The organism is Paenibacillus sp. PSB04 (assembly GCF_025809195.1).
Taxonomy (GTDB): Bacteria; Bacillota; Bacilli; order Paenibacillales; family Paenibacillaceae; genus Paenibacillus_AQ; species Paenibacillus_AQ favisporus.
This window is the reverse complement of record NZ_CP081301.1, coordinates 953,070-970,890: the sequence shown is the minus strand read 5'-3', so window position 1 is coordinate 970,890 and position 17,821 is coordinate 953,070. Positions and strand designations below refer to the sequence as shown.

Here is a 17,821-nt window from a genome sequence, read left to right as displayed (position 1 = left end):
ACTAGTGGAGATGAAAAAAGGCGGTGCAACACCGGATAAGCCGCGCATGGCCCTTCCAACAGGCAGGGCACTGGGTCTGCCGTCTCCTTCGTTGGATAAGGTGCCGATCCAGAAGGATCTGAAAGTCAATACGGAGATGCTGAAGGATATCTTCGATGACTGCTCGGACATGGTCTACCGGAGCATGGAGGTTGCCCCGGGCGTTGAGGGCCTGCTCGTATATGTGGAAGGGATCGTGTTCTCCGAAGAACTCCAGATCCATATGATTCAGCCCATTATCCAGGGATTGGTGCGCTTGAAGAATGAGGGGGACGAGAGCAAGGAGCAAGACCCTGATCTGGAACCATTGGAAAATACGCGCGTATCCCTGTCCCAGGTCAACAGCGCCACCATGTGGGGGGATGTCATCGAGGGGCTGATGAATTCCAGCGCGGTCATCCTGGTGGACGGGTATTCGGAAGCCCACCTGTTCAATGTAAAGGGCGGATTGCGCCGAACCGTATCCGAGCCGGAGACCGAAGCGGTCATCCGCGGGCCGCGCGAAGGATTCACGGAGATGCTTCGCGTCAATACAGCGCTGCTGCGTTTCAAAATTAAGTCCCCCAGGCTGAAGATGAAGAGCATCGTTCTCGGGACAGAGACCAAAACGGATGTGGTCATTTCATACATCGAGGGACTGGCGAATCCCAAGATGATCCGGGACGTCGAGAAGCGGCTCAAGGACATTGAAATCGACGGAATACTGGAATCCGGGTATATCGAGGAAATGATCGAGGATCATCCGTATTCGCCTTTTCCCCAGCTCCAGTACACCGAGCGCCCCGACACCGCAGCGGCCCAGCTGCTGGAGGGACGTTTTGCCATATTCACGGACGGTACGCCGTTCGTTCTCATCGGTCCGGTGACCTTTTTCCAACTGATGCAGGCGAGCGAGGACTACTACGAGCGGTACTTCATCACGAACTTCATCCGGTGGATCCGGTATTTATTCGTGTTTATCGCCCTCTTCCTACCTGCATTGTATATTGCTACGACGACCTATCATCAGGACATGCTGCCTTCGACCCTGGTGCTCAGCATCGCGGCTGCCCGGGAGGCCATTCCGTTTCCTGCGCTCGTCGAGGCGCTCATTATGGAGATTTCCTTTGAGGCCTTGCGCGAGGCTGGCGTAAGGCTCCCGAAAACCGTCGGCCAGGCGGTCAGCATCCTGGGGGCGCTCGTTATCGGTCAGGCAGCGGTCGAGGCCGGCATCGTATCGGCCCCGATGGTCATTATCGTGTCGATGACAGGGATCGCCTCCTTTACGATTCCGCGGTTCAACCTGGCCATCACGGTCCGCCTGCTGCGGTTTCCGCTGATGATTCTGGCCGGGGTTCTCGGATTGTTCGGCATCGTGCTGGGTACAGTCTGGATTCTGGTCCACGTGACCCAATTGACCTCCTTTGGCGTGCCGTATATGTCCGGCGTCAGCCCTTTCCATGTTCAGGATAACAAGGACGTGTTCGTTCGCGCCCCATGGTGGAAGATGAAGCGGCGCCCATCCTGGGCATCGAAGAAAGACCGGGTGCGTGAGAAGAAGGAGATCAACGGTACCCCGCAATCAAACAAGGTGTGGTGATATGGACATGATCAAGAAATGGGCGGTAGCCGGTCTATTGCTCCTGAGCCCGCTTGCGCTGGCCGGCTGCTGGGACCGTAAAGAAATCAACGACGTTGCCTTCGTCATCGGATCTTCCGTCGACAAGGAAAACGGGATGTACCGAAGTGCCCTCCAGATCGCCCTGCCGGGAAATTTAGGCGGGGCAGGCAGCAAAGGCGGCGGCGGAGGCACCAGCGGCGGAAAGTCCTACTACCTGGAATCGAAAACGGGCATTACGCTGCGCAGCGCCAACATGGAAATCCAGGCCGGCAACTCCCGGAACCTTTCCTTCTCCCACCGGCGCGTGCTGCTTATCGGCGAGGATTTCGCCAGGGACGGCATTGCACCGATGCTGGACCAATTTGCCCGGATTCCTCAGAATCGCCTGTCATCGCTGGTGGCGGTGACAAGCGGATCGGCGTACAAAATTTTGGACGCCGCAGCGCCGATGGAGCAATTCTCCAGCGAGATGATCCGGGAGCTGATCAACGAATTCACAAAAAGGCCCGATTCGCTGAAACAGCTGGTTAACACACTCATGACCGATGGCGTGGACGTGGCTCTTCCGTACCTGTCTATTCAAGAAGCGGTGCCGCCGGGCGTGGGCACTTCCAAAAATAATATCCAGGTTACGGGCCTGGCCCTGTTTGACGAGGACAAGTTCGTGGGAGCCCTGGAAGGGCAGGAAGGCAAAATCATCAATCTGGCCATGAACCAGGCCCCCTCACCGGACATTATCGTCGACGGGCCCGGAGGCAAGGGCCACATTTCCATCCGCTTCAGTGAAAATGAGGCCAAGCTGAAACCGGTTGTCCGCGGCAACGATATCACGATGACCATCGAAATTTACGCCAAGGGCGCCGTGTACGAAAATGATTCAAACAGCATTATCAGCGATGAGCATAGCCTCCGGGACCTGGAGCGCCGGGCCAGCGAGGAGATTGTCGATAAAGTGCAGCTCGCCATGCGTTCTCTGCAGCATAAATACAATTCGGATATTTTGGGATTCGGCAGGTCGATCTACGAGAATGACCCTAAGGCTTGGCAGAGATTTAAGGGCAATTGGAAGAAAGCATATCCCGAGGTCAGGGTTATCGTAAAACCTGAGCTTCATATCGAGAATATCGGAGCCGTCGGCAAGCCCTTCGGCAGAAAGGAAATCAGGAATGATTAAGCTTCTGGGGCTGTATATCTTGGCCGCTATCTTGGTGAGCCTGGTCGATCGGAAGGTCATGCGCGAAATTCCGGGGATTAACCGCTGGTTGGCCTATATTCTGCTCGCAGGCGGGTTCGGAATATGGGCCTACTGCCTGCAGTTTGGCCACGTCGTGTACGGATCGGTACTGGCGGGACATTATCTCGAAAAATTCGTTCCTTTTTGAATGTGAAATCGCAATAAAGGAGGCAGGGCTGTGAATAAAGTGACGAACCGGCAGTTTAGGATGCTCGGAATTACCTACATCTTGAACACCACATTAATCCACGTACCGAGTGAGCTGGCCAATTATGCCAAGCAGCACGCCTACCTGTCCTTTTTTCCGGCGGGAATCGTCGTTGCGCTGATGCTTCTGCTGCTGTCCAAAAGCGCCAAGCGGTTCCCCGGGAAGGACCTGTTCCAGTCGCTGAACGGACGGCATAAAGTGATCGGAAGAGTGATTACCATCCTGTATCTGATATTTTTCTTTATCATCCTGGCCAGGGATATCCGCATGGTTGCCGACTTTACCAATGTCGTCCTGCTGCCGCTCACGCCGATCTTCATCATTTCTATTGCGATCACGGCGACGGTGATTTTTATTGCCAGAGGGGGCGTGCAGACGGTGATGGGCATTGCCGACCTGTATGGGCCGATGATGACAACGGTTGTCCTCATCATACCGTTTATCGTTGCCAAGGATTTTGATTTCAACTATATCAAGCCTTACTTTTATGTCGATTGGGCGGGCGTCGGCAAAGGGAGCTGGGTCGTCTTTTCTTACCTGGGCCAGATCTTGGCGCTCCCGTTCATCTTCTCAAGCAAAGATTACCGGATCCGTGACGGGATGTACGCTTTGCTCCTGTCGACAGGGCTGCTGCTGCTGATCGTCATTATGATTTCGCTGCTGGTAGGCGTACCCATTGCCGAAAGCCTGATGTACCCGTCTTACGAAATGTCCCGGCAGATTAAAATAACGGATTTCCTCGACCGGTTCGACATGCTGCTCGTTGGCCTCTGGTTTCCGGCGGTTCTGCTGAATATCTCCACCAGCTTGTTCATCATTTGTTACGGATTAAAAACGATGATCCCGCAGATTTCCGGAAAAATGATGACCTCGCCCATCGGGTTATTCGCCGTGGTGACAGCATTCTGGATCTATCCCAATTCGATCGAAGTGTTCCGGTTCGACAGGGAGTGGACGGTCGTGGCCCTGGTGTTCGTCATCGTGCTGCCGCTCTTCATCTTTTTGTTCCATCGGCCCCATCGAAAACCCCGGATGCAGGAACCCCGGGAGGACGCTACCTGATCCTTCTGCCGGTAAAAATAAAACAGACTCTTTCGGTTAGATTAGAGGGGATAAAAGTGATACAATAGAAGGAACGGGCGGCCCTGAAGCCTGCGGCTGAAGGGGATGTCCTGCCTGCTAGGCATACCTGAAGGGTGATTACATGACAACTAAATCGAGAAAGCACAACATTTTTCATAAGTTTTACCGGAAAATCAAGCTGAACATGATCAAGCTGTTCCGTTCCCCGGGCGGAGCACGCAAAGTGTCGCTCGGATTTGCACTCGGGTTCGGGCTCGAGATGATCGTCATTTCCACCGGATCGCTGGTGTATTTGATTTTTTACCCTACGGTAAGGTTGGCCGGCGGCTCGCTTCCGGCAGCTATTATAGGCAATGTCATTGGCAAGCTCACTTTCCTTCCTATCGTCCTCCTCCCTTTTGCCAAGAAAATCGGAGAATGGTTTTTCCCGAAAAAAATGGTGGATATTCCGGTCCAGGAGCATGCTTGGAGAAACCTGCTGTCCGGCGATTTTACCATATTTAAGCATCTGCTGCAGGGCGGTCTTCACGTGCTGATCGGCATGTCGGTGTTCGGCCTGGTGCTTGGCGTCATTTCCTTTTTTGTCGTTCGATTCTTGTATAACCAGCGTAAAAGGCACCGCCTGGCCAAGCGCCAGAACGCCGCTGCCGTTAAAAGTCTGTGAATCTTTTCATCTCCTTGGGCGGAATTTCAAGTATACTGTTTAATAAAACAGTGGCGGGTTCCATGAACCCTGATGAGGAGAAGGATGCATGGCTCGGAATTTGGCAGGTAAAAAAATTGCGTTAACCGGTCCCCGCAAAGCGGCCGAAATGGCCAAACTTGTGGAGAATATGGGAGGCATTCCGCTGATTCGTCCCGCACAGGGAACGGTATTCCTCGACGATGTGAAGCTGCGCAAGGATATTGAAGCATGGATCGCCAATCCACCCGCCTGGGTCATATTGACGACGGGCATGGGGCTCGACGCCATCGATCAGGTGGCGGAGGAGATGGGGGCTGGCGCTGCACTGCTCGAAGCGCTTCAGGGCTCGTCCATTGCCGCCCGCGGGTACAAGACGGTGAATGCCCTGAAGAAGAGAGGGCTTATCCCGATCGTACGGGACGACGATGGGAGCACGGCCGGTCTGATCCGGGGGCTGGCGTCTTATCCGTTTCAAGGGGCGGACGTCATTCTACAGCTGCACGGCGATCCGGCCCCGAAGCTGACGGCCTGGCTGCAGGAACAGGGGGCCCAGGTACGGGAAGTGCTGCCGTATCAGCATATTGCTCCGGAGGAAGCGGAGCTTGCACGGCTGCTCGCCGAAATTACGGCGGCGGAGCTTGACGCCGTGGCGTTCACCAGCGGGCCGCAGGTGCGCAACCTGATCGAGTACGCCCGGGTGAAGGGCGAGCTCCCGAAGCTGGTATCGGCTTTCTCCGGACCGGTGGTCGCGGCGGCTGTCGGCAAAATTACGGCCCAGGCGCTGCGGGAAGAAGGCATCGAACGCGTCTGCTCGCCGGAGGAAGATGAGCGGATGGGCAGCATGATGGTGGAACTGGGAAGGTATTTTGTTCGAAATTGACGGAAGGGATATGTCCATACAGACGGGGGATGCGGCTGGCTGCATCCCTTTTTCCTTCATCAAAACGAAAGGAATTAAAGGTTTTTTCCAGAAAGTGTGGAATGCTATAGGGAACGAGAGCGAGCAAGGAGGAACATAATGAACAAGAAAAAGAGCATTTTACTCGGTGATTACACGCATCCGAAATTTCACCCTTTGCAGGGGGTAGACGCGCAGATCAGCCATATTTTGAACGATGTCATTTCGGTTCAATGCAGCGAAAACAAAAATTTGCTGCTCGAGGAGCATTTGAAGCCGTTTGACCTTTGCATATGCTATTTCGACTTGTGGGACGAGAAGGTGTCTCCGCAGCAGACAGCGGGTTTGCTGTCTTACGTGAGCCAGGGAGGAGGCCTGCTTGTCATCCACAACGGCCTGTCTATAGGCAACCGGCGCTATGAGCTGGCCCAGCTGGCCAGCGGCCGTTTTAACGGTCATCCGCCGTACCAGCCGCTGTCGTTCCGGGTGAGCGCAGAGGACCAGGTTACGAAAGGCATCGAGCCTTTTGAACTCGACGAAGAGCCGTACCAGATTGATTTTGACCCGTTTGGCGAAAGAACCGTGCTGCTGGAATACGAACTGGAAGGAACGTGGCATCCGGCGGCCTGGAAACATAGCTACGGTATGGGAAGAGTCGCCTTTCTGATGCCGGGGCATCACGAGCCGACATTCCTCCATCCGCAGATCCGCCGGCTTATTCTGCAGGCAGCGCAGTGGGCAGCGCATCTTCCGGGTTAATGCGGTTCCCGGGTTTATATGACCCATCATTTGGGGGTATAATATATTGACTATAGCTTTGGGAGGAATAACCATGAGTGATCTGTTTAAAAAAGCAATTTCATTGGGATGGGGCCTTACCATAGTGAGCAAAGAGAAAGTCGAGAAGATCGTGGACGATCTGGTCAAACGGGGCGAGCTGGCGCCATCGGAATCCAAAGATCTGGTCAACCGGCTGGTGGAACGCGGCGAGGAGGAGCAGTCCCAATTTAAAACGTGGATTCAAGACCAGGTCCGGCGTGTATTAACGGACATTCACGTTCCTTCCGATCAGGATATCGTCAGTCTGGAACAGCGCATTGCAACATTGGAGAAGAGGGTGGCGGAGCTCGAAGCAGAGCGTTCCGGACCGGCCGCGGAATAAGATGGCACTGCGCATCAGACATACCGGTCGTTACCGGGAGATCGCCATGGCGCTTATGCGTCATGGCTTTGGTTATATCGTGGAGGAGCTGGGCCTGTTCCAGATGCTGTCCATCCCAAGACGGTGGATCACCCATGAGACGCCGCAGACCAAGACGCTGGGGGAACGGATCCGGCTGGTTCTGGAAGACCTCGGGCCGACCTTCGTCAAGCTGGGGCAGCTGGCCAGCACCCGGTCGGACCTATTGCCGGAGCCGATCATCCGGGAGCTGATCAAGCTTCAGGATCAGGTTCCGCCCTTCTCGTCCGAGTCGTCCAAGGGCATTATCGAGCAGGAGCTGGACGACGCCATTGAGGATATTTTCTCCTGGTTTGAGGAGTCGCCGATCGCGGCTGCTTCCATTGGACAGGTTCACCTCGCCAAACTCAAGACCGGCGAGGATGTAGCGGTCAAGGTCCAGCGTCCGGGCGCTCTGCAGATGGTGGTCAGAGACCTGGAAATCCTCAGGGACCTGACCGCGTTAGCGGAGAAGCGCTGGGTGTGGGTCAAGCAGTACCAGATCGCCCGCCTGGTAGAAGAGTTTGCGAGCTCCATGCGGGCTGAGCTGGATTATACTCAGGAAGGCCGCAACGCGGAAAAAATCGCACTGCAGTTTCAGAACGATGAGACCGTGTGCATCCCGCGAATATTTTGGCAGTATACATCTTCGCGCGTCATGACAATGGAATACGTCCGCGGCATCTCTTTAAGCCATCAGGAGGAGCTTGTGGCGAAGGGATACGATTTGAAGGAAACGGCGGAGAAGCTCGTGGAGAGCATGCTGCACCAGATTTTCATCGAAGGCTTTTTCCACGCCGATCCGCATCCGGGCAATCTGCTCGTGCGCAAGGACGGCAGCCTTGCCTATCTGGATTTCGGTATGGTGGGACGGCTTAGCGAGGAGATGAAGGACCATCTGTCTTCGCTGATCATCGCCCTGATGCGGAAAAACACCGACAGCATGGTCCGCGCCGTGCTGAGGCTGGGCATGATGCCGGAAGACGGCGATATTCGCGAGCTGCGCAGGGATCTGGACAGTCTGCGGGAGCAGTACTATAATATTCCTTTTTCCGAAATCAGCATGGGGACGGCGCTGAACGATCTGTTCGCGGTCGCTCAGCGTCACAAAGTGATGATTCCGCCTGATCTGACGCTGCTCGGCAAGGCGCTGCTGACGATGGAAGGCGTCATCGAGAAGCTGGACCCTACGCTCAGCATCATCGACATGGCGGAGCCGTTTGGACGGAAGCTGATCAAGGACCGCTTCAGCACCCGCAATTTGCGCAAGAAGCTGCTGGGCGGAGCGGCGGGTCTGGCGGAGGCGCTGTTCGACCTGCCGGACCAGGCAAGGCAGATTTCATCGTTAATCAGCAAGGGCAAGCTGAAGGTTGAGATCAGCGTTCCGGAGATGGAAGCCCTGATGAGGAAGCTCGACCAGATCAGCAACCGGCTGTCTTTCAGCATCGTGCTGCTTGCCTTCAGCATCATCATGGTTGGGCTGATCATCGGTTCTTCCCTCAATCAGCAATCCTCGGTGCTGTGGCATTTTCCGGTGATCGGAACCGGTTTTATTGTGGCGCTGTTGATGGTGCTGTGGCTGCTGTTTTCCATATTCAAATCCGGCAGGTTTTAGCTGCCTGTATTGCCGCCATTATGATCCATACATTGTTATTCATGCGTTTTTCATTTCATCCTTTAAGGGAGGTCTGTCCGGCGGCCCTGCACGGGTCACGTGACGGTCCTCCTTTTTAAGATATAGAAGTACAAGCGTCTGAACCGAGTTAATCCACTATATATCCCGCTAAAGGCGGAACTTAATGAATGAGGTGCATTTTTGTTGAAGTTTTCAAGTTTGGGCGTTAACGAATCATTGGTCAATACACTGAGGGCGAACGGTATTGCCATCCCGACACCGGTGCAAACGGAGACGATCCCGCTCCTGCTTGCAGGAAGCGACGTGATCGCGAGGGCACGTACAGGAACCGGCAAAACGCTGGCCTTTATGCTGCCGATGCTGCAAAAAATAGACCCGACACAGCTGTACCCGCAGGCGCTTGTCGTTGCGCCTACACGCGAGCTGGCGCTGCAAATTACCGAGGAGGCGCGCAAGCTGGCGGCAGGGACCGATATCCGGATTCTGGCCGTTTACGGCGGACAGGACGTCGAGAAGCAGTTGCGGAAGCTCGAAGGGGGACGCCAGCTGATCATTGGCACGCCGGGCCGGCTGCTGGATCACCTCCGGCGCGGTACGCTGGAGCTCGGGCGGGTCAAAATGCTCGTGCTGGACGAAGCCGACCAAATGCTGCACATGGGCTTCCTGGACGAGGTCGAGACGCTGATTCAGGCGCTGCCCTACAAGCGTCAGACGATGCTGTTCTCGGCCACGATGCCTGCCGAGGTCAAGCGGCTTGCGGCAGCCTATACCCGGGACGCGGAGGACGTAGTGATTAAAGGGGAGAAATCGCCGGTGCCGCTGGACCATATCCGGCAGATCGTCGTGGAAGTGACGGACCGGACGAAGCAAGAGGCGCTGATCTCCATGATCGACACCTACCGACCGTTTCTGGCGATCATATTCTGCCGCACCAAGCGGCGGGCGTCGACGCTGAACGAGGCGCTGCTCGAACAAGGCTACAACTCGGACGAGCTGCACGGCGACCTGTCGCAGGCGAAGCGCGAAGCGGTCATGAAGCGGTTCCGCGAGGCGAAGCTGCAGTTGCTGGTCGCGACGGATGTGGCGGCCCGCGGGCTTGACGTGGAAGGCGTCACGCACGTGTTTAACTACGATATTCCGCATGACGTGGAGAGTTATATCCACCGGATCGGCCGTACGGGCCGGGCCGGGGAGAAGGGCATGGCCATCACGCTGGTCGCCCCCAAAGACAAAGGCGAGCTGGCAAACATCGAGCAGCACATCCAGTACAATATCGAACGGCGCCGGTATGACAAGGGCGCCGGCATCACTGCCGCGGGGACCAAGGCGCGCTCCATCCATGCGGAGCGTGACGACCGCGGGCGCGGCGGCAGAGACGGCGGGCGCGGCGAAGGCCGCCCGCGCCGGGATGACCGCCCCGCACGCGCGGGCGGTGAAGGCAGAGGCGCCCGCGGCGAGGCCAAGCGGGCGCGGGGCGCCTACGCCGGAAGCGAAGCCGGCGCAGGCGGTGCAAGTGCCGGCCGCTCCCGCACCGGTGCGGCCGGGCAGCGTGACGGCCGCAGCGCTGGCGGCGGCCGGGGCCAAGCGGCCCGCGCGGAACGCGGCGCGCCGGTTGGCGGTTCCCGCGGCGGCCGGGATGCCAAGCGGAGCGGCACGGGCCGCCCATCCGCTCCCGGCGGCAGAGGCCGGAGCGCGGGAGGACGCGGGCGCCGGAAATAACGGCGCCCCGCGGCCAAGGCAGCAGCTAACCCAGGCGGGGACAGCTGCTGCCTTTTTTTGTCCTCACGGATGCCCCGAAATTTAGAGGCAAATCTCTAAATCTGCTAATGGGTGGGCCGCCCGTGCAAACCGTACTCTATCGCGGCGAGGCCGATTTTGTTTTCTGACTCGGATGATTCGGGCAACCTCCCACTTTGCGGCCAAGCGTTTCAGCAGCCCGTCAAACGCATGATATAATAGCAAGGCAGCTCATCCAAAACCTGGATGCCGCTGCTGCAATAGCAGTCAGCACCGGCTGCAATCAGTCATAGCAGAAAGGTCTTGATGCGTAATGATCAAGCTGAGCATATTGGATCAATCAACGATATCGGAAGGCAGCAATCCGGTGGAAGCGCTGGCCCAGACGGCGGCCATGGCCCAGGAAGCCGAACGGCTCGGATACCATCGTTTTTGGGTATCGGAGCATCATTTCTCCCCGAACCTGGCCGGCTCCAGTCCGGAAGTGCTGATCTCCCATCTGGCGGCGAAGACATCGACGCTCCGGGTTGGATCAGGCGGCGTAATGCTGCCTCACTACAGCTCTTACAAGGTAGCGGAGAACTTTCGGCTCTTGGAAGGCCTCTATCCGGGCAGAATCGACCTGGGACTCGGACGCGCGCCGGGCGGCATGCCTTTGGCGACCCGTGCCCTTCAGGAAGGGAAGATGCGCGGCGAGGACCGTTACGCCGATCAGATCGACGACTTAGTCGCCTATTTGACGGATTCCCTGAGTCCGGAACATCCTTTTGCTGGACTTCTGGCCACGCCGATGGTCCAGACCGTTCCGGAAATGTGGCTGCTTGGCTCCAGCGGGGGCAGCGCCGGGATTGCCGCCATGCAGGGAACCGGCTTTGCTTTCGCCCAGTTTATCAACGGTTCCGGCGGCAGTGATGTGATGCGCTGGTACCAGGAGCATTTTCAGCCGTCGGCCATTTTTGACAAGCCCCAGTCCCTGGTGGCCATCTTTGCCGTATGCGCAGAGACGGAGGAGGAAGCGAACCGGATTGCGTCCAGCATGGATCTCTCGCTCATTTTATTGGAAAAAGGCGGATCGTCTTCAGGCACTCCGCCGGTGGAGAAAGCGCTGGAATATCCGTATTCGCGGTACGACCGAATCCGGATTGAGGAGAACCGCAAGCGGATGGTCGTCGGTTCCCCGCAGCAGGTGAAGCACAGAATTGAAGAGCTGTGCGAGGAATACAATGCCGATGAGGTGATGATCGCCAGCATTACCCATCGTTTTGAGGATAAGCTGCAGTCCTTCCGGCTGATCGCCGAAGCGTTCGGACTTCCGGCGGACGCCGCCGGACGATAACAGAACGAACAGGCGGAAATTAGAATAACGTCTATCGGCATACATCGGAAGCAAGACCGCATCCGGAAGTGTTTCTTGTGTTATAAAGAAGCACATTCTACGAAGCTAATACTTTCTTGCATCTAGAAAAAAAGACGGCCCCCTGGATATTATCCGTCCGGGGCGCCGTCTTTTGGCTTCGTGTAGGTGAAGCCGGGGTACTTGACTACAGGCGATTTTTCCTTGCGCAGCGCATCCAGCAGATCGGACCCGACGTTCAGGTTTTCCGCCACCAGCTCCCGTGGTGTCAAGGCCATCCACTGGTTCAATGACACATCCGCGAACCGGTCGCTTTTGAACATTTCCAAAAACCAGAGGCTGTCTGTTCCGGTATTCTGGATATAGTGTCCGAAGGCGAACGGCACATAGCCGACGTCGCCCGCGCGAACGTTGAACGTACGGGCCTTGCCGCCACCGGCGAATACGGTCATTCTGCCTTGGCCGGTAAGGTAATACTGCCATTCGTCCTGATTCGGATGCCAGTGCATCTCCCTCATTCCGCCGGGTTTGATTTCCACCAGTGCCGCCGCTACGGTACGCGAGATCGGGAAATTGGACGAATCTACGATCCGTACGCTGCCGCCGGATGTGATGATCGGAGGCTGCGCGAGCAGGCGGTGCGTAAAGGTTTGGGGCACCTCTCCGTAGGGCGAGGTTACCTTTTGGCTGTCCAGTGGACCGGGAACGGGTTCCTGCTCGATGTACACCTGGCTGGGAGGGATGCTTGCAAACGCGCTTTCCGGAACGCCGAAATTGGCCGAGAGGACCTCCCTGGGCGTGTGGGCGAACCAGTCGGAGATGCTGAGGGTATTCAGGTCGGAGAAATGTCCGTCGTCAAAAACAAGCAAAAACTCGCAGCCTTCCTCCAGCCCTTGGATGGAATGGGGGATGCCTGGCGGGAAATACCAGAGATCTCCGGGACCCACATCGGCAATGAAATTGCGCCCGTTTTGGTCCACTGCCGTAATGCGTGCCCTGCCGAGCAGCATAAAGGACCATTCGGCCTGCTGGTGCCAGTGGAGCTCACGCAGGCCGCCAGGGGTGAGGCGCATGTTGACGCCGGCCAGCGTGGTGGCGATGGGCAGGTCGCGAACCGTCACTTCCCTGGACCATCCGCCTTCATTAAGCTGCATGTGCGTATCGGAGAAGGAAAATTTTAAATTGGGTATCAGCCCGTTATCGGTCTTCGGCGGAACGAGCATATCGGGATTCTCCATGTCCCGAAGCACGTCGCGCGGCCCCTCGTCGGTCGCCCCTTCGCGGCCGCGGATCGGCTGGGGAATCCGCCTGCCCGACTCCGGCCGATTGGATGAATGATTCATGCGTATGGCCCCTTTTCAGCAGTAATCTCGCTTTCAGCTACAGGAAAGTATATGAACCGCCGCATGCCGATATGAGGCTGATTCCCGGCTTCATTGGATTCACTTGGGGCCGGACTTGCATCACGGCCGCTTTGGAGTATCATGGAAAGTGGATCGTAAAATCACAGCCCGGTCGGTAGTCCGTGGCGCATGTATGGAGGCAGAGGGCGATTCGCCAGCACGGCCTCCCGGATCACATGTCAGTAGCCTTCCCCCCTCGGGATGTCCCTCGGTCCGATTTATACAGAGGGGGAATACTGGTGAAACTAACGGTATTTTTTGAAGATCCTTATTGGGTTGGTGTCGTCGAAGTGCAGGAAGCAGACGGGCTCAAGGCGGGTCGTCACGTCTTTGGTTCCGAGCCGTCTTTGCAGGAGGTGTGGGAATACGTTATGAACGATCTTCCCGCGCTGGTGGAGCGTTTATCCTGCAGCGTCCCGGCCGCGCAGCTGCCTGTGAAGTCGGTCAACCCGAAGCGGCTTGCCCGGCAGGCGGCGAAGGAGTCCCGCTCCCGCGGCGTCAGCACCCAGAGCCAGGAGGCGCTTCGCCTGGAGCTGGAGAAGTCAAAGAAGCAGCGCGCCTGCCGAAGCAGGGAACAGCGGGAAGCCCTGGCCGCTTACAAGCGGGAGATCGCCGTAAGGAAGGCCAAGGCCAAGCATCGGGGTAAATAGCAGCAGAATGCCAATTCTATATGAAGGATAGAAAGGGGTAATCACATGTCCGTGTACCAATTCACAGCAGCCAAGACCTCTGGTCAAGAGGTGTCTCTTCAGGATTATGAAGGTAAAGTGCTGGTCATCGCCAATACGGCAAGCCAATGCGGATTAACGCCGCAGTATGGCGACCTGCAGAAGCTGTATGACGAGTTCAAGGGGCAGGGGCTCGAAATCCTTGGATTTCCCTGCAACCAGTTCGGAGGACAGGAGCCGGGTACCAGTGAAGAAGCCGCATCGTTCTGTCAGCTGAATTATGGGGTTCAATTCCCGGTATTCGCTAAAGTGGAAGTGAATGGGGAAGGGGCTCATCCGCTCTTTCAATATTTGAAACAGCAGCAGCCGGGTCCGGCCGAAGACGGCGAGATTCAATGGAACTTTACGAAGTTTCTGGTGAACCGGCAGGGAGAAGTGGTTGCCCGCTTTGAGCCGAAGGAGTCACCGGAAGCCATGACGGAAGCCATCCGCGGTTTGCTATAAACTGCCGGGATGCTTCCTGAAAACTTCCTGATAGTGATACGAACCAATATCATGAACAAAAGGTCTGTCCCGAAAACGGGACAGACCTTTTTGATAATATCAGTAAGTATGAACTCCATAGCCATTGCTTCCTGATATTGCAAGAAAAACTTCCTTTAAACGCGGTCTGTCTTCTTTGAAGGTACGTCGATAGACGTTTTTCTTATAATATCAGTAAGTATGAACTCCATAGCCATTGCTTCCTGATATTGCAAGAAAAACTTCCTTTAAACGCGGTCTGTCTTCTTTGAAGGTACGTCGATAGACGTTTTTCTTATAATATCAGAAAGTATAAACTCCATAGCCATGGCTTCCTGATATTGCAGGAAAAACTTCCTTTAAACGCGGTCTGTCTTCTTTGAAGGTACGTCGATAGACGTTTTTCTTACAAAAACGGATGTTACTGCGGAACGCTGCCGTTTAATCCTTTCAAGGCTTCCTCCACAGGGGTATCGCCTTCAAGCAGGTCGAACGACTGGTTATGGGTCTGCCGGATTTGCAGCGCCGCGAGAACAGCTGCGGCCACATCATCTCTGGATACCCGGCCGTGACGCTGCAGCTCCGGAGCGGCATGCACCTTGCCTTTGCCCGGCTCGTTTGTCAGCCCGCCCGGACGGATAATCGTATAGCTCAGCCCGCTTTCCTCAAGGATGGTCTCGGCCTTGCGTTTGGCCATCAGGAAGGGCTTCAGGAAAGAAGGCATGGCGTCCGGATCCTTGGTGCCCATAGAGCTGATCAGCACAAACCGCGGAATTTGCTCCAGCACGCTCTGCTCAATGAGCCGAACGGTTCCGACATGGTCCACATGCTCCGGATCACCCGAGGTGCCGGCCCCTGCGGCGCAGACGACGATGTCCGCTCCTTTCATACCGCCTGTGAAAACTCCCGACAAGTCCCCAAGGTAACCCTTGGCTCCTGTGGATTCCAGATCCCGGAGGTGGTCTTCTTTACGGACCAGCCCTCTCACGTCATAACCTGCCTCAACCAGCTTCGATACGATTCTGCGCCCGGTCTGGCCGTTTGCGCCTGCCACAAAAACGGTTGTCATCGTTGATCACCTCTACGTATGCATTACCCCGATGTCCAGGGCGGGAACACAGGTTTTGATCGAATTCCAAAAATAAACAAATTCGCCAGGTCGGCGTCCGGGGGAACGAAACATCGACCTGGCGAATTCGGTTGGGAGTGGTCCATGATATATGGCATAGCAGGCAGGGCGAACACGGTTCGTCCACTCTATGCTCCTGTTCTTTTTATACCCGGCGGGCGTGGGGTTGAAACAGATGCCTTATTTTTTCTTTTGCGGATTTTGCCGGCTCGCTTTAAGATAGAAATACAAGCATATACAGACTTCATATAGAGGGAGATGGAGCGGGAGATGATCGAGCAAGAGAACGGCGTTTTTCCTGCGGTGTGCCCGCTGGACTGCCCGGATACCTGCGGCCTGCTGCTGCACAAGGAGAACGGTAGAATCGTCAAAGTGACCGGCAACCCCGATCACCCGATTACTCAGGGTGCGATCTGCAATAAGGTAAGAAATATGACGGAGCGGGTTTATCATCCGGACCGGGTGTTGTACCCGTTGAAGCGAACGGGGCCCAAAGGGGAAGGCCAGTTTGAACGGATCACCTGGGACGAAGCGGTGACGGAAATTACCCAGCGCTTTCGGGATATTATTGCGGAGCATGGCTCCGAAGCGATACTGCCCTACAGCTTCTACGGTAATATGGGCATTCTCAGCGTCGACGGCATGGACCGACGTTTCCTCAATGCGCTGGGTACAAGCCGTTTGGACCAAACGATATGCAACTCCGCCGGCGGCGCCGGCTGGAAATATACGATGGGCTTCGGCGGCGGAACGACGCCGGAAGATACCGAATACGCCGACCTGATACTGGTCTGGGGCGGCAACATCATCAGCACGAATATGCACCAAGTCGTCATTGCGGAGAGAGCCCGCAAGCGCGGAGCCAAAGTGGTCGTGATCGACGTGCACCGCAACCGCACCGGCCAGTGGGCCGACTGGTTTATTCCGCTATACCCCGGAACGGATACGGCGCTCGCACTGGGCATGATGCACATCCTGTTCCGTGACGGGCTGACGGACAATGACTTTATGGCCAAGTACACTGTCGGCCATGAGGAGCTGCGGGAGCATGTGAAGGCGTACACCCCGGCCCGTGTATCCCAAATTACGGGCATTCCGGAGGAGGATATCGAGAAGCTGGCCCGTATGTACGGCGAGGCGGAAGCCGCCTACATCCACATCGGCAACGGGCTGCAGCATCATGACAATGGCGGCATGAACATCCGCAGCATCGCCTGCCTGCCGGCCTTGACCGGCCACTGGCTGAAGCAGGGCGGAGGTGCGGCCAAGTCCAACGGCGGCTATAACGCGATGAACAGCGAAGCGCTGGAACGCCCGGATCTGCGGCCGAACCCGGAGGCGCGCAGCATCAACATGAACCGGATCGGGGAAGCGCTGGCCATGACGGAGCAGCCGATCAAGGCGCTGCTTGTCTACTGCAGCAACCCGCTGGTCGTCGCGCCGGATACGGCGCGGGTTCAGGCCGGATTTGCCCGGGAGGACCTGTTTACGGTCGTGCATGACCTGTTTATGACCGATACGGCGAAATTCGCCGATATCCTTCTGCCGGCGACCTCTTCCTTTGAGAGCACAGATTTGTTCGGCTCTTACTGGCATCAATATGTTCAGATCCAGGAACCGGTCATTCCTGCGCAGGGCGAGAGCAAGAGCAACGTGGAGCTGTTCTCTCTGCTGGGCCGGGCGATGGGCTTCGATGAAGAAGCCTTCTCCCAGACGGAGGAGCAGATGATCGAAGCGGCGCTGGATTATCCGGACAATCCCTATCTGAACGGAGTAACCCTGGAGTCGCTGAAGGAGCAGCGCTTCGTCAAGCTCGACATGACGCCGAAGCGGCACTATTTGGACCGGCTGCCTACCCCTTCAGGCAAAATCGAGCTGTATTCCGAAGCGATGAAGCAGGCGGGACTGCCGCCGCTGCCGGAGTATGTCCCGCTGAAGGAAGGCTACGACGGTGAGCGCCGTCCTGCAGCAGGAGAGAGCTTCCCGCTCATGTTCATTTCGCCGCCGAACCACAATTTCCTGAACTCCACCTTCGCCAATGTGGAAAAGCATCAGAAGCTGGAGAAGGAGCCGGTGCTGCAGATCCATCCGGAAGACGCCGCTGCACGCGGCATTGCCGACGGGGATCCCGTCTGCGTATACAACGAGCGGGGACGGTATGAGCTGAAGGCCGTGGTCACGGATAAAATGCTTCCCGGCACTGTCGTAAGCCAGGGATTGTGGTGGGCAAAGGACGGCCGCAGGCAGCGGGCCAACGCTTTGACGCCCGACCGCCTGGCCGACATGGGCGGCGGAGCCACGTTCTTCTCAACCACTGTCGAAGTAAAGCGTCAGTGAAGGTCATTGCGGGATGACACAATATGATAGATACTGTCATGTGGGACGGCAGACATAACGATAAATTGC

The 17,821-nt window shown here is 56.6% G+C and carries 16 protein-coding genes; 14 read left to right on the top strand and 2 right to left on the bottom strand.

Translation table 11 applies throughout. The annotated features are described in order from the left end of the window. Positions 1-46: 46 nt before the first annotated feature. From K2F33_RS04910 to K2F33_RS04860, 11 genes are all read left to right on the top strand, one after another. Positions 47-1,618, top strand: a complete 1,572-nt coding sequence (locus K2F33_RS04910) for a spore germination protein (protein WP_076172530.1) — start codon at positions 47-49, stop codon at positions 1,616-1,618. Between the two features lie 7 nt (positions 1,619-1,625). Continuing rightward, positions 1,626-2,813, top strand: coding sequence for a Ger(x)C family spore germination protein (locus K2F33_RS04905; protein WP_076172527.1), 1,188 nt, complete (start codon positions 1,626-1,628; stop codon positions 2,811-2,813). Further along, complete coding sequence (locus K2F33_RS04900; protein WP_263881131.1) at positions 2,806-3,021, top strand: hypothetical protein; 216 nt, start codon at positions 2,806-2,808, stop codon at positions 3,019-3,021. The genes K2F33_RS04905 and K2F33_RS04900 overlap by 8 nt, the downstream gene beginning before the upstream one ends. A gap of 30 nt (positions 3,022-3,051) precedes the next feature. Next, entirely contained in the window at positions 3,052-4,143 is a 1,092-nt protein-coding gene (locus K2F33_RS04895) for a GerAB/ArcD/ProY family transporter (RefSeq protein ID WP_076171855.1), read from the top strand. A 142-nt stretch (positions 4,144-4,285) separates the two neighbouring features. Next, positions 4,286-4,828, top strand: a complete 543-nt coding sequence (locus tag K2F33_RS04890) for a DUF2062 domain-containing protein (RefSeq protein ID WP_076171852.1) — start codon at positions 4,286-4,288, stop codon at positions 4,826-4,828. Between the two features lie 88 nt (positions 4,829-4,916). Then, positions 4,917-5,729, top strand: coding sequence for a uroporphyrinogen-III synthase (locus K2F33_RS04885; RefSeq protein ID WP_263881130.1), 813 nt, complete (start codon positions 4,917-4,919; stop codon positions 5,727-5,729). Positions 5,730-5,867: 138 nt separating this feature from the next. Then, positions 5,868-6,506, top strand: coding sequence for a ThuA domain-containing protein (locus K2F33_RS04880; RefSeq protein ID WP_263881129.1), 639 nt, complete (start codon positions 5,868-5,870; stop codon positions 6,504-6,506). Between the two features lie 73 nt (positions 6,507-6,579). Next, the gene (locus K2F33_RS04875) at positions 6,580-6,909 is read left to right on the top strand and encodes a phasin family protein (protein ID WP_076171846.1); all 330 of its coding nucleotides are present in this window, start codon (positions 6,580-6,582) and stop codon (positions 6,907-6,909) included. A gap of 1 nt (position 6,910) precedes the next feature. After that, complete coding sequence (locus K2F33_RS04870; protein ID WP_263881128.1) at positions 6,911-8,581, top strand: ABC1 kinase family protein; 1,671 nt, start codon at positions 6,911-6,913, stop codon at positions 8,579-8,581. 201 nt (positions 8,582-8,782) lie between these two features. Beyond that, positions 8,783-10,321 carry a DEAD/DEAH box helicase gene (locus K2F33_RS04865; RefSeq protein ID WP_263881126.1) on the top strand — a complete coding sequence of 513 codons (1,539 nt, stop codon included), beginning with the start codon at positions 8,783-8,785 and terminating at the stop codon, positions 10,319-10,321. A 331-nt stretch (positions 10,322-10,652) separates the two neighbouring features. Then, positions 10,653-11,675, top strand: a complete 1,023-nt coding sequence (locus K2F33_RS04860) for an LLM class flavin-dependent oxidoreductase (protein WP_263881125.1) — start codon at positions 10,653-10,655, stop codon at positions 11,673-11,675. 149 nt (positions 11,676-11,824) lie between these two features. On the opposite strand, the gene K2F33_RS04855 is transcribed toward K2F33_RS04860, so the two are convergent. Continuing rightward, the gene (locus K2F33_RS04855; protein WP_076171838.1) at positions 11,825-13,036 is read right to left on the bottom strand and encodes an oxalate decarboxylase family bicupin; all 1,212 of its coding nucleotides are present in this window, start codon (positions 13,034-13,036) and stop codon (positions 11,825-11,827) included. A gap of 299 nt (positions 13,037-13,335) precedes the next feature. Between K2F33_RS04855 and K2F33_RS04850 the strand changes: the two genes are divergently transcribed. Next, entirely contained in the window at positions 13,336-13,746 is a 411-nt protein-coding gene (locus tag K2F33_RS04850; protein WP_089549684.1) for a YjdF family protein, read from the top strand. A 45-nt stretch (positions 13,747-13,791) separates the two neighbouring features. After that, the gene (locus tag K2F33_RS04845; RefSeq protein ID WP_263881124.1) at positions 13,792-14,268 is read left to right on the top strand and encodes a glutathione peroxidase; all 477 of its coding nucleotides are present in this window, start codon (positions 13,792-13,794) and stop codon (positions 14,266-14,268) included. A gap of 439 nt (positions 14,269-14,707) precedes the next feature. Here the strand turns inward: K2F33_RS04845 and K2F33_RS04840 are convergent, their stop codons facing one another. After that, the gene (locus K2F33_RS04840; protein ID WP_263881123.1) at positions 14,708-15,355 is read right to left on the bottom strand and encodes an SDR family oxidoreductase; all 648 of its coding nucleotides are present in this window, start codon (positions 15,353-15,355) and stop codon (positions 14,708-14,710) included. A gap of 330 nt (positions 15,356-15,685) precedes the next feature. Between K2F33_RS04840 and K2F33_RS04835 the strand changes: the two genes are divergently transcribed. Next, on the top strand, positions 15,686-17,752 hold the full coding sequence (locus K2F33_RS04835) for a molybdopterin-containing oxidoreductase family protein (protein ID WP_263881122.1): 2,067 nt from the start codon (positions 15,686-15,688) through the stop codon (positions 17,750-17,752). The last annotated feature ends 69 nt before the right edge of the window (positions 17,753-17,821 follow it).